The organism is Pollutimonas bauzanensis, assembly GCF_040393045.1.
In the GTDB taxonomy this organism is placed as follows: domain Bacteria; phylum Pseudomonadota; class Gammaproteobacteria; order Burkholderiales; family Burkholderiaceae_B; genus Pollutimonas; species Pollutimonas bauzanensis_A.
The window spans coordinates 1-12,054 of sequence record NZ_JBEBUX010000122.1 but is presented as its reverse complement, the minus strand read 5'-3'; the positions used below and the strand labels follow the sequence as shown (position 1 = coordinate 12,054).

The following is a 12,054-nucleotide window of genomic DNA, read 5'->3' as shown; positions in this document are numbered from 1 at the left end:
TAAGCGCTGAGCCAGTCCCACCCCCTGTGGCAGCCGCCGCTCAAGAAACCGACAGAGGAGCGCCAGCTAATTAAGACCGATAGTCCGCATTAATACTCACATACTCGTGAGAAAAATCGCAGGTATAAACGGTATCAGACACATCACCGCGTCCCAACGCAATACGAACCAGAATCTCGGGCTCTTTCATGACCCGCTGGCCATCCGCCTCTTGATAGTCGGGATTGCGACCGCCATTTTTAGCGACCAGCACATCGCCGAGCCAGAGATTGATACCGTTGACATCAAGATCCGCGATTCCAGCGTAACCAATGGCGCACAAAATACGGCCCAGATTGGGGTCTGACGCGAAAAAGGCAGTTTTGACCAATGGCGACTGGGCTACGGCATAGGCAACCTTCAGCGCTTCTTCGCTGGTTTTTGCCTGCTCGACCTGGACAGTCATGAATTTGGTCGCGCCCTCGGCGTCTCGTACGATTTTTTGTGCCAGTTCCGTGGCGGCATCGGCCAGCGCTGTGTATAGCGGCTCGTACAGGGGATCCGAGGTCGAGTCGATGCGAACCTGACTTTTGCCAGTGGCGACGATAATGAACGAGTCATTGGTCGAGGTATCGCCGTCAACCGTAATGCGGTTGAAGGAACGGTCGGCAATGCTGCGAACCATTTCTTTCAGCAAATCGGGGGCGATGCCGGCATCGGTAGCCAAGTAGCCCAGCATCGTCGCCATGTTCGGACGAATCATGCCCGCGCCTTTGCTGATGCCGGTAATCGTTATGGTGTTATTGCCCAAAGCGACCCGTTGCGACACGATTTTTGGCTGCGTGTCGGTGGTCATGATGCTGTGGGCGGCCGCGAACCAATTATTGTCTTGCAAGTCGGCGATGGCTTGCGGCAAGCCCGCAGTAAGACGGTCTACTGGCAGCGGTTCAAGGATGACGCCGGTGGAAAAGGGCAATACTTGGGCGGGCTCGATGCCGAGCAGCCCTGCCAGCGCTTGGCAGGTGTCTTTGGCTGCCTGTAGCCCGGTTTCCCCTGTGCCCGCATTGGCGTTGCCGGTATTGATGACCATGGCGCGTATGCCCTGGCCGGCGGCAAGATGTGCTTCGCATAGTTGCACGGGTGCGGCACGAAAGCGATTCAGTGTAAAGACGCCCGCCACGCTGCTGCCTTCGGCCAGGCGAAACACAGTCAGGTCGCGACGGTTGGCTTTGCGTATGCCGGCTTCGGCTGTGCCGATTTCAACACCCGCTACAGCAAAAATATGGGATTCCGGTGGAATATACAAATTGACGGCCATGGCGAAGACTCAGCAGTAAATAGGGTGAAGTAGGGCAAGCTTGCCGCAGAGCGCTGCGGCAAGATGACGAAGCGTTGATTTTATCAGGGGCGGCCGGATAGTTGGGGCTGAGTCAATAACTTGAGTTCGCCGAGTACTTCGAATAGCGTGCCGCGGCTGGCTTCCGACAGGCCGCCGAACATTGCGCGTATCCATTCTTCGTGCGATTTGGCCATTTTCTTGAAAGTACGCCTGCCTTTGGCCGTTAGCCGTATCAGCGAGCTGCGCCTGTCAGTGGCGACCTTGACGCGCTCGACCAGGCCTTCTTTTTCCAACTGATCGGTGATTCCGGTGATGTTGCCGTTGGTCACCATCATGTGGCGCGATAGTTCGCTCATTTTCATGCCGCCGGGCGCTCGTTGCAATTGCGCCATCAAGTCAAAACGCGGCAAGGTCGTTTCGAATTCGGAACGCAGGCGGCTGCGGATTTCGCTTTCCACCAGGTTGCAGCAAGTGAGCAGGCGCAGCCAAAGCCGGAGATCTTGATGATCTTCGGGCACAGTGCGGCTTTCCAGGTCGGGGGTGTTTGGCGTGGGTGCTGTGGCGCTCATGACGTTCTATAGTAGGCTTTAAGGTAACGACGTAGATATTTTAATCTTCAATTACCTGTCGGTGTTAAATTTGCGAAGCAAGGGAAGTGGAGCGTAGTGTAATGATCCGTTCTACTGACGTCTTTGATGTTATGCAGACATATTCAAAATAAAAGAAAAAGGGAGGCAATCATGTTTCAAGCGTTTTTCGGTCAAAGTTATGCTGATGCCAAGAGCCGTTTCCTCGGGGCGGCTGCCCGGCAAGGCTGTCATGTGCAATCCTATGTGAATCCTGCGGCGTCAGGCGTGGATGGCGAGAGCTTGACGACAGATGTGGCATATTGCGGTTCGACTGATGCGCGCTCATTGTTGATCCTGACGTCGGCCATGCACGGAGAAGAGGGCTATTGCGGTTCGGGGTGCCAAGTGGCCTTGCTTAATGATCAGGCCTTGCTCGAAAGGGCTCAGGCCAATGGCATTGGCATATTGCTGATCCATGCAGTGAATCCCTACGGGTTCTCGTGGGGACATCGCACTAATGAAGACAATATTGACTTGAATCGTAATTTTTGCGATTTCAGCAAGCCCTTGCCTGACAATAGGCATTATCTGGCTTTGCATCCGTTGTTGATTCCCGAGTCGTGGCCTCCTGGAGCGGAAAACGCGGCGGCCATACAGGCGTTTATCACTACAGAAGGCGAGCAGGCCTATCGAGAGGGCATGATGCTGGGCCAGTACAGCCATCCCGATGGGCTGTTTTATGGCGGGCTCAGTCCATCATGGAGCAACCTGACCTTGCGCGACATTCTTGGGCAGTTCGGAAAAGATCGCGATCGTATCGCCTGGATCGACTATCACACCGGCTTGGGGCCATACGGCCATGCGGAAAAGATCTTCGTGCAAAAGGGGCAGCCCGAGTATCAACGGGCGCGGTCCTGGTGGGGAGCCGATGTGGTCTCTGTGGTGGATCCTGATTCAAGCACTGTCGATATTGGCGGAACCGGTATGCGGGCCTTGCTGGAAGAGTGCAGCCACGTTCCGGAACTGACATTTATGGCGCAGGAGTATGGCACGGTGCCTATGGACGAGGTGTTTTTGGCCTTGCGCGGTGATCGCTGGCTGGGCTGCCACAAGGATGCGGATCCGGCCCAGCGCAGGGCAATGAAGGCGGCTCACAAGGCTGCGTTCTATCCTGATCATGATGACTGGCGCGGGGCTGTCGTAGGGCAATCCCGCACTAGCCTGCTGCAGGCGATCAATGGCTTGTCCGCAGGGTAAGAAAGCAGGTGAACAGGCCGGCAGCGCTGGACTTGGACTGCTGTCTAGAGCTGCGAAGAGGACATTTGTTTTGGCGGCAAGTAAAATTTCTTGCGCGCCAATTTTTTTGACTATATAGTTTAAGCTTAAAGCAAATCCCAACCAAGTGTCCGGAGCAAGACCATGAAAATCGTGTGCATAGGAGGAGGGCCGGCCGGCTTGTATTTCGGTTTGCTGATGAAGCTTGCCGATCCTGGACACGATGTGACGGTTGTGGAGCGCAATCGCCCTTATGACACGTTCGGCTGGGGAGTGGTCTTTTCCGATGCGACCCTGGAAAACCTGAAAGAGGCCGATCCGGTTTCTGCGCGCCAAATCAGCGATGCGTTCAACCATTGGGACGATATCGAGATCCATTACAAGGGCCGCAGCATGCGCAGCAGCGGCCATGGGTTCATCGGTATCGGTCGCAAAAAGTTGTTGAATATTCTTCAGTCGCGCTGTGAAGAAATCGGCGTGAATCTGGTTTTTGAAACGGATGTCGCCGATGACCAGGCAGTGGCTGAAAAGTATGGGGCGGATCTGGTTATTGCTTCGGATGGCTTAAACAGCAAGGTCCGCGCGCGTTATGCCGACATTTACAAGCCCGACATCGATACCCGTCAATGCCGTTTTGTTTGGCTGGGCACCAAGCAGACTTTCGACGCCTTCACCTTCGCGTTCGTGCACACTGAGCACGGGTGGTTTCAAGCCCATGCTTATCAATATGAGCCAGGCATGTCGACCTTTATTGTCGAGACGCTGGACGAAACCTGGCGGGCGGCCGGCCTGGAGGCGATGAGCCAGGAAGACGGCATTGCTTATTGTGAGCAGCTGTTCGCGCCCTGGTTGGGCGGCAATGCCTTGATTTCCAATGCGGGTCATTTGCGCGGGTCGGCTATCTGGATTCGTTTTCCCCGCGTCATCTGCGATACCTGGGTGCATCAGCAGACCTTGTCTGATGGCCGCAGCGTACCGATTGTATTGATGGGCGATGCGGCCCACACGGCGCATTTCTCTATCGGATCGGGCACCAAGCTGGCGCTTGAAGATGCCATTGAGTTGAATCGATCCATTGTGGCGCACGGCAACGATTTGCCGGCAGCGTTGCAGCATTACCAGGATGTTCGCAGTGTTGAAGTGTTGAAAATCCAGAATGCGGCGCGCAATTCCACAGAGTGGTTTGAAAGCGTTGCACGATATGCCGATTTTGAGCCCGAACAGTTCGCCTATTCGTTGCTGACGCGTTCTCAGCGTATTTCCCACGAAAATCTTCGCTTGCGAGACGCTGGCTGGCTGGAGGGCTATGAGCGGTGGATGGCGGACAAGGCCGGCGCGCTGCATGACAACGGGCGCCCGTTGCCTCCCATGCTTACGCCTTACACGGCGCGCAGCATCAGACTGAAGAATCGCATTGTGGTGTCGCCCATGGCGATGTATTCCAGTGTCGACGGTGTTCCAGGCGACTTCCACCTTGTGCATTTGGGCGGCCGGGCGATGGGTGGGGCCGGCTTGGTTATGGTGGAGATGACCTGCGTTTCTCCAGAGGCGCGCATTACCCCTGGATGCCCGGGGCTTTGGACAGATGGGCAAATGCTGGCTTTCAAGCGTATTGTCGATTTTGTTCATCAAAATAGCGATGCCCATATTGGCATTCAGTTGGGCCACGCCGGGCGCAAGGGGTCGACTCGCGTTAGCTGGGATGGTACCGATATGCCGCTGCCTGAGGGCAATTGGCCCCTGGTGTCTGCTTCGGCATTGCCTTATATCGAAGGTGTGTCTCAGGTGCCTCAAGCTATGACGCGCGCACAAATGGATGCGGTGCGCGATGAATTTACAGCGGCTGCGGTGCGTGCGTCCCAGGCCGGCTTTGACTGGCTGGAATTGCACTGTGCACACGGCTATTTGTTGTCCAGTTTCATTTCACCGCTTACCAACCAGCGCACTGATGAATACGGCGGCTCGCTAGAGAACCGACTGCGTTATCCGCTGGAGATTTTCAAGGCGCTGCGGGTGGTCTGGCCTGAAGATCTTCCCATGTCTGTGCGTATTTCCGCGCATGACTGGGTGGAAGGCGGGATAACGGCAGATGACGCTATTGAAATCGCCGGGCGCTTCAAGGAGGCAGGGGTGGATATGGTGGACTGCTCATCCGGCCAGGTCAGCAAGGCTGAACAGCCGGTGTATGGCCGTATGTACCAAACGCCCTTTGCTGATCGGGTTCGCAATGAAGCGCATATTCCGACGATTGCCGTAGGGGCGATTTTCGAGGCTGATCACGTCAACAGCATTATTGCGTCGGGCCGGGCCGATTTGTGCGCACTGGCGCGTCCCCACCTGGCTGATGCCGCCTGGACTTTGCGTGAGTCGGCCCGCATCGGCGCAACGGATGTCAGTTGGCCCAAGCAGTACTTCCCGGCCAAGCGCCAATTAGAAACCAATTTCGAACGAGCGGCCGCGTATGCGCTGCCGATAGGAAAATGACGAAGAGCAAGAGCCTTGAAGGCAAACATGCATTGGTGACGGGCGGCTCGCGCGGAATCGGGTATGCGATCGCTCAGCGATTGACGGACATGGGAGCCAGCGTAACGCTGGTGGGCCGAGGCGTTGAGTCCCTGGAGCAAGCAGTGGCCAAGCTCGCGGATAGCGGGCAGGTCGCTTATGCCAGCGGCGATATTTCGCAACAAGCTGATGTGCGGCGCGTGTTTGGGCAAGCAAAGGATCGCTTCGGCCCCGTCGATATCTTGATCAACAATGCGGGGCAGGCAGTCAGCGAACGTTTCGACAAACTGGATGAGGCTGATTGGCAGCAGATGATTGCGGTCAATCTTACCGGTACGTTTCACTGCATGCAGGCAGCGCTGACGGACATGCTGGAACGCCGCTGGGGGCGTATTGTCAATGTCGCCAGCACAGCAGGTCTTATCGGCTATCCCTATGTCAGCGCTTATTGTGCTGCCAAGCATGGCGTCATCGGGCTCACAAGAGCGCTGGCTCTGGAAACCGCCACGAAAGGCGTAACCGTCAATGCCGTGTGTCCTGGGTATACCGAAACTGAAATCGTGCACGAAGCGATCGCCAACATTACACAAAAGACTGGCATGTCAGCAGAGCAGGCCATGGCCAAGCTGGCCGGGCGCAATCCGCAGGGCAGGTTGATACAGCCCGGCGAAGTCGCCGATGCGGTGGCGTGGCTATGCCAGCCTGGCGCGGCGGGTATCAGTGGCCAGGCTATCCCGGTGGATGGCGGGGAAGTCATGGTGGGCTAGGGCCAGCCATTATCAAAGGAGAACACGAATGCAAACAGCAGTACATAGCATGGCGGACCATAAAGGTCCTTGCGCAGGCTACCAAGCCAGGAATTTCCTATGGGAAGTTTCTGACGATGGCAAAGTCGCCACCGTTACGTTGAACCGCCCAGAGCGCAAGAACCCCCTGACTTTCGATTCTTATGCAGAACTGCGCGATTTATTCCGCAGCTTGGTATATGCCACCGATATCAAAGCGGTCGTTGTCACTGGTGCGGGTGCGAATTTTTGTTCTGGCGGCGATGTCCACGAAATCATCGGGCCGCTCACGCGCATGACCATGCCCGAACTGCTGGACTTTACCCGCATGACCGGCGACTTGATCAAGGCCATGCGCGCTTGTCCTCAGCCTATCGTGGCGGCGGTCGATGGTATTTGTGCCGGCGCTGGCGCAATGATTGCCTTGGCCTCGGACATGCGCTTGGGCACGCCGCAGGCCCGCACCGCCTTTCTGTTTACGCGGGTAGGTCTGGCGGGCGCGGATATGGGCGCCTGCACCTTGCTGCCACGGATGATAGGTCAAGGCAGGGCGTCGGAACTGCTGTATACCGGCCGGGCCATGACGGCCGAGGAAGGAATGAACTGGGGTTTTTTCAATAGTCTGCAGGAGTCCGATGCGGTGCTGGGAGCGGCTCAAAAACTGGCCAGGCAATTGGCTGACGGGCCAAGCTTCGCGCATGGTATGACGAAGAAACTGTTGCATCAGGAATGGAATATGGGTGTGGATGAAGCCATAGAAGCCGAAGCGCAGGCTCAGGCGATTTGCATGCAGACCAAGGATTTCCGCCGTGCTTACGACGCCTTTGTCGCCAAGCAGAAACCCGTTTTCGAAGGTGATTGAATGAATCCCGCAAGTTGGCTGGAGTGGCCTTTCTTCGATCAGCGGCACCAAGAGCTGGCGGCGGGTTTGGACGAGTGGTGCCTGCGTACGCTGTCTGCGGTTGATCACTCGGATACCGACGCTGCCTGCCGACATTTGGTCAGGGAGTTGGGCGCAGCCGGTTGGTTGCGTATGGTTGTTCCGCAAGGGCCGGATGGCCAGTGGGGCGGACGATGGCCTGAAATCGACTCACGGGCTGTATGCATCATGCGCGAAACGCTGGCCCGCCACGATGGCTTGGCTGACTTCGCATTTGCGATGCAAGGGCTGGGTAGCGGCGCAATTTCGCTGGCAGGCAGCGAAGCCATTCGCCAGGACTATTTGCCCAGAGTCGCCAGCGGCAAGGCGATTGCGGCTTTCGCCCTATCGGAACCCGAGGCGGGATCCGACGTCGCGGCCATGTCGTGCGAGGCGCGGCAGGAAGGCGACAGCTACGTGCTCAACGGTGAAAAAACCTGGATATCCAACGGCGGCATCGCGGACTTCTACTGCGTGTTCGCGCGCACCGGCGAAGCCCCCGGGGCGCGGGGTATCAGCGCTTTCGTGGTGGATGCCGATACGCCCGGTTTGTCGATATCCGAACGCATTGATGTGACTGCGCCACATCCGTTGGCGACTTTGAGCTTCAACAATTGCCGTGTCCCGGCGACGCATCGCCTGGGCGACGCGGGGCAGGGCTTCAAGCTTGCCATGATGACGCTGGATATTTTTCGGGCTTCGGTAGCGGCAGCAGCCCTGGGTTTTGCACGCCATGCGCTTGCGCTGGCATTGGATAGAGCCAAGTCGCGGCATATGTTTGGTCAGACGCTAGGCGATCTGCAGTTGACGCAGGCGGCGCTGGGCGAAATGGCATGTGACATCGATGCCGCCGCATTATTGACGTATCGGGCCGCATGGCTGCGAGATGTAAAAAGCGTGCGCACAACGCGTGAAGCGGCCATGGCCAAAATGGCCGCAACCGAGTCGGCGCAACGCATCATAGATCGCGCTTTACAGATGTTTGGCGCGGCGGGCGTGGTGTCGGGTGCTCCCATAGAAAAGCTATATAGGGAAATTCGTGCTCTGCGCATTTACGAAGGCGCGACGGAAGTGCAGAAACTGATTATTGCGCGGGAATTGCTCAAGGACGGCGAAGACCGTTGATACCGCGGCAGCGCCTCGCCCATCGCGGCGACATTGGCGTCTTTGCACTGCAACGAGACAGGAGACAAGCATGGAAGCCTCAGCACATACCGACACATTTTCGCGTGACCATTTGCCGCCGCTGGATCAGTGGCCAGAACTGTTGCTCGATGGCAACCCCGATGTGGCTTACCCGGCACGGCTCAATTGTGCAGCGGCTCTCGTGGACGAGCGAATTGCGCAAGGGCAGGGCGACAGGATCGCCTTGCGCTGGCGGGAAGCTTCGGGCCAGCGCAGCATGGATTACCGCGAGCTGGCAGGCTTGGTAAACAAGATAGCGCATGTGCTTGTCCAGGATATGCACTTGCAGCCGGGTAACCGCGTGCTGTTGCGCGGCCCCAATAATGTGATGATGGCCGCATCCTGGCTGGCTGCCGTCAAGGCGGGCCTGGTCACGGTGCCCACCATGCCTTTGCTGCGCGCTTTCGAGCTTAAACAGATCATCGACAAGGCCAGGGTACAGGCGGTGTTGTGCGACCACCGGCTTGCACAGGAGATCGAACATTGTCGTAACCCGAACCATCCTGGTTTTTGCCCGCAGCTAGGTCATGTCCGTTATTTTCACGATGATGGGCCGGAAAGCCTGGATACGCTGGCGGCTGGTAAGCCCGATACGTTTCCAGCCTGCGATACCGCCATTGATGATGTATGCCTTATCGCATTTACCAGCGGCACGACAGGCAAGCCCAAAGGCTGCATGCATTTCCATCGCGACGTGCTGGCCATGTGCGATACCTTTTCACGCCACACGCTGAAAATGCAGGCGGACGATGTCGTTTGCGGTACGCCGCCTTTGGCTTTTACTTTCGGCCTGGGCGGTTTGCTGTGCTTTCCTTTGCGAGTCGGCGCGTGCTCAGTGCTTGCAGAGAGGTTGACTCCCGATGACTTGCTGGCGACGGTCCAGGATTTCGGGGTCACCATGACTTTCACCGCGCCCACCTTTTATCGACAGATGGCGGCGATGGTTGGCAATTACGACCTCTCTTCGTTAAAGAACTCGGTTTCGGCCGGAGAGGCCTTGCCCGACGCGACCCGGCAGCTGTGGAAAAAGTCCACGGGCATAGAAATGATAGACGGCATCGGCGGCACGGAAATGATTCATGTGTACGTGTCCAGTTCCGGAAACGAAGTCAGGCAAGGCGCCATCGGCAAAGTGGTTCCTGGCTACGTGGCGCAAGTCGTCGATGAAAATTTTCAACAGGTCGAGCCAGGAGTAGTAGGAAGGTTGGTGGTGAAGGGGCCGACAGGATGCCGCTACCTGGATGATGAGCGTCAGCTTGTATTCGTGCAGCATGGCTGGAATCTGCCAGGCGACACTTTTTCCATGGATGAAGATGGCTACCTGTACTACCAGGCCCGTAACGATGACATGATCGTTTCGGCTGGCTACAACATTGCCGGGCCTGAAGTGGAAGGCGCATTGCTATTGCACGACGCGGTAGCGGAGTGCGGTGTGGTCGGCCAGCCTGATTCTGATCGGGGCAGTATCGTCAAGGCTTTCGTAGTGCTCAAACCAGGGACCGCTGCGGATGCAGCGATGGTCAAGGCCTTGCAGGAACACGTCAAGGCGCAGATTGCTCCTTATAAATATCCACGGGCTGTCGAATTTGTCGACAGCCTGCCACGCACAGAAACCGGGAAATTGCAGCGGTTCGTATTGCGTCAGAAAGCCATTGAACAAGGGGAACGGAAATGAATACTTTGCAGCCGCCAACATGGCTCGAGCCGCGTGGCTATGCCAACGGCATTATGACGGAAATGACAGTGGGCAGTCGGCTGGTGTTTGTGGGAGGACAGGTGGGCTGGAACGCGCAGCAGCAATTTGAAACCGATGATTTTGCCGAACAAGTCGGCCAGACATTAAAAAATATCGTAGCAATTCTGAAGGAGGGCGGCGCAGGGCCTGAGCACATTACCCGGATGACGTGGTACGTCTGTGACAAGCAAGAGTATGTGGCAGCTTTACGTGACGTAGGACGTCATTATCGCGAGATCATCGGGCGTCATTATCCTGCCATGACAGCGGTCGAGGTTGCCGACTTGATTGAAGACCGTGCCCGCGTTGAAATTGAAGTGACGGCGGTAGTGCCAGCAGCGTAGGTTGTTATACCGGAATGAAGTTCTGGTGGCCTCTTGCTACGGCCTTGCCGGATTAAGGGTGAAGGCCCTTAACCCGGCGTCGGTCATGTTGAATAAGCAACGCTTACAGCTTGGCGAAAACCTCTTCCGCCACATCCAGCGTAGTCTGGATAACCGCGTCATCATGAGCTGATGAAATAAATCCAGCTTCGAATGCCGACGGGGCAAAGTACACCCCTTTGATCAGCATGCCGTGGAAGAATTTCTTGAAAAGCTCAACGTCGCAAGTTGAGACTTCTTCGAAAGTTGTCGGTATGCTTTCCCGGAAATAAAGGCCGAACATCCCGCCGACATGGTCTGTGCACATGGTGACGCCAGCCGCTTTGGCGCGTTCGGCGAGACCTTCTGTCAGTTTCTTCGACTGGGCAGACAGGCGGTCGTAGAAACCAGGCTCTGCCAGAAGCTTCAGGGTCACCAACCCTGCCGCTACAGCGACAGGGTTGCCCGATAGCGTGCCCGCCTGGTAGACGTTGCCGATGGGAGCGATGTGCTCCATGATGTCGGCACGGCCGCCAAAGGCGCCCACAGGCATCCCGCCGCCAATGACTTTGGCTAGCGTGGTGATATCGGGCGTGACACCCGTCAGGCCTTGTACGCCTTGCGGCCCGGCGCGAAAGCCCGTCATGACTTCGTCGAAAATCAACAATGCGCCGTACTGCGTGCACAGCGAGCGCAGGCCTTCCAGGAAGCCTGGTACAGGCTTGATCAAGTTCATGTTGCCGGCAATCGGTTCTACGATAATGCAGGCGATATCTGCGCCGAATTCTTTAAACGCCGCTTCGACGGCGTCCAGCTTGTTGTAGTCAAGCACCAGGGTGTGCTTGATGAACTCAGGTGGGACACCGGCCGAGGTCGGGTTGCCGAAGGTCAGCATCCCAGACCCCGCCTTGACCAGCAGGCTATCGGCGTGGCCGTGGTAGCAGCCTTCGAACTTGATGATCTTCGAGCGTCCGGTCGCGCCACGGGCCAATCGGATGGCGGTCATGGTGGCTTCGGTACCGGAACTGACCAGCCTTACTTTTTCGATGGAAGGCAGGCGTGCGGCGATGGCTTCGGCAATTTCGATTTCGCCTTCGGTAGGGGCGCCGAACGACAGGCCGTGAACGGCAGCTTCCTGTACGGCGCGAATGACTTCGGGGTGTGCGTGGCCAAGGATGGCAGGGCCCCAGGAGCCGACGTAGTCGATGTATTGGACACCGTCGGCGTCCCACATGTAGGGCCCTTGTGCGCGCGTAATGAAGCGCGGTGATCCGCCCACCGAGCGAAAGGCTCTGACCGGGGAGTTGACGCCGCCGGGTATCGTTTGGCAGGCGCGTTCAAATAGTTCTGTATTGCGAGACATGGTGTTCGGACTCAAGGCAAGAATGATGGGAGGATTCAGCC

The 12,054-nt window shown here is 57.1% G+C and carries 10 protein-coding genes; 7 read left to right on the top strand and 3 right to left on the bottom strand.

Annotated elements, in window-relative coordinates:
* Window positions 1-70: 70 nt before the first annotated feature.
* Both argJ and ABWO67_RS15970 read right to left on the bottom strand, forming a co-directional pair.
* Window positions 71-1,297 carry a bifunctional glutamate N-acetyltransferase/amino-acid acetyltransferase ArgJ gene (gene argJ, locus ABWO67_RS15975; RefSeq protein ID WP_353153283.1) on the bottom strand — a complete coding sequence of 409 codons (1,227 nt, stop codon included), beginning with the start codon at window positions 1,295-1,297 and terminating at the stop codon, window positions 71-73.
* Window positions 1,298-1,380: 83 nt separating this feature from the next.
* Window positions 1,381-1,887: a MarR family winged helix-turn-helix transcriptional regulator gene (locus ABWO67_RS15970; RefSeq protein ID WP_353153281.1), complete on the bottom strand. Its 507-nt coding sequence runs from the start codon at window positions 1,885-1,887 to the stop codon at window positions 1,381-1,383.
* Window positions 1,888-2,058: 171 nt separating this feature from the next.
* On the opposite strand from ABWO67_RS15970, the gene ABWO67_RS15965 reads away from it, so the two are divergent.
* The 7 genes from ABWO67_RS15965 (at window position 2,059) to ABWO67_RS15935 (ending at window position 10,632) form a co-directional block, all read left to right on the top strand.
* Complete coding sequence (locus ABWO67_RS15965) at window positions 2,059-3,144, top strand: M14 family metallopeptidase (RefSeq protein ID WP_353153279.1); 1,086 nt, start codon at window positions 2,059-2,061, stop codon at window positions 3,142-3,144.
* 162 nt (window positions 3,145-3,306) lie between these two features.
* A complete protein-coding gene (locus ABWO67_RS15960; protein WP_353153277.1) occupies window positions 3,307-5,646 on the top strand; it encodes a bifunctional salicylyl-CoA 5-hydroxylase/oxidoreductase in 2,340 nt (779 codons plus the stop codon).
* Window positions 5,643-6,431, top strand: coding sequence for an SDR family NAD(P)-dependent oxidoreductase (locus ABWO67_RS15955; RefSeq protein ID WP_353153275.1), 789 nt, complete (start codon window positions 5,643-5,645; stop codon window positions 6,429-6,431). Before ABWO67_RS15960 ends, ABWO67_RS15955 begins: the two co-directional genes overlap by 4 nt.
* Window positions 6,432-6,459: 28 nt before the next feature.
* Window positions 6,460-7,311 carry an enoyl-CoA hydratase family protein gene (locus ABWO67_RS15950; protein ID WP_353153273.1) on the top strand — a complete coding sequence of 284 codons (852 nt, stop codon included), beginning with the start codon at window positions 6,460-6,462 and terminating at the stop codon, window positions 7,309-7,311.
* Entirely contained in the window at window positions 7,312-8,493 is a 1,182-nt protein-coding gene (locus ABWO67_RS15945) for an acyl-CoA dehydrogenase family protein (RefSeq protein ID WP_353153271.1), read from the top strand.
* 70 nt (window positions 8,494-8,563) lie between these two features.
* On the top strand, window positions 8,564-10,228 hold the full coding sequence (locus ABWO67_RS15940; protein ID WP_353153269.1) for an AMP-binding protein: 1,665 nt from the start codon (window positions 8,564-8,566) through the stop codon (window positions 10,226-10,228).
* Entirely contained in the window at window positions 10,225-10,632 is a 408-nt protein-coding gene (locus ABWO67_RS15935) for a RidA family protein (RefSeq protein WP_353153267.1), read from the top strand. The genes ABWO67_RS15940 and ABWO67_RS15935 overlap by 4 nt, the downstream gene beginning before the upstream one ends.
* A gap of 103 nt (window positions 10,633-10,735) precedes the next feature.
* Here the strand turns inward: ABWO67_RS15935 and hemL are convergent, their stop codons facing one another.
* Window positions 10,736-12,013 carry a glutamate-1-semialdehyde 2,1-aminomutase gene (gene hemL, locus ABWO67_RS15930; protein ID WP_353153285.1) on the bottom strand — a complete coding sequence of 426 codons (1,278 nt, stop codon included), beginning with the start codon at window positions 12,011-12,013 and terminating at the stop codon, window positions 10,736-10,738.
* Window positions 12,014-12,054 lie beyond the last annotated feature (41 nt).

Coding starts and splice junctions, on each gene's coding strand:
- argJ (WP_353153283.1), bottom strand. CDS start 1,297: ATGGCCGTCAATTTGTATATTCCACCGGAATCCCATATTTTTGCTGTA.
- ABWO67_RS15970 (WP_353153281.1), bottom strand. CDS start 1,887: ATGAGCGCCACAGCACCCACGCCAAACACCCCCGACCTGGAAAGCCGC.
- ABWO67_RS15965 (WP_353153279.1), top strand. CDS start 2,059: ATGTTTCAAGCGTTTTTCGGTCAAAGTTATGCTGATGCCAAGAGCCGT.
- ABWO67_RS15960 (WP_353153277.1), top strand. CDS start 3,307: ATGAAAATCGTGTGCATAGGAGGAGGGCCGGCCGGCTTGTATTTCGGT.
- ABWO67_RS15955 (WP_353153275.1), top strand. CDS start 5,643: ATGACGAAGAGCAAGAGCCTTGAAGGCAAACATGCATTGGTGACGGGC.
- ABWO67_RS15950 (WP_353153273.1), top strand. CDS start 6,460: ATGCAAACAGCAGTACATAGCATGGCGGACCATAAAGGTCCTTGCGCA.
- ABWO67_RS15945 (WP_353153271.1), top strand. CDS start 7,312: ATGAATCCCGCAAGTTGGCTGGAGTGGCCTTTCTTCGATCAGCGGCAC.
- ABWO67_RS15940 (WP_353153269.1), top strand. CDS start 8,564: ATGGAAGCCTCAGCACATACCGACACATTTTCGCGTGACCATTTGCCG.
- ABWO67_RS15935 (WP_353153267.1), top strand. CDS start 10,225: ATGAATACTTTGCAGCCGCCAACATGGCTCGAGCCGCGTGGCTATGCC.
- hemL (WP_353153285.1), bottom strand. CDS start 12,013: ATGTCTCGCAATACAGAACTATTTGAACGCGCCTGCCAAACGATACCC.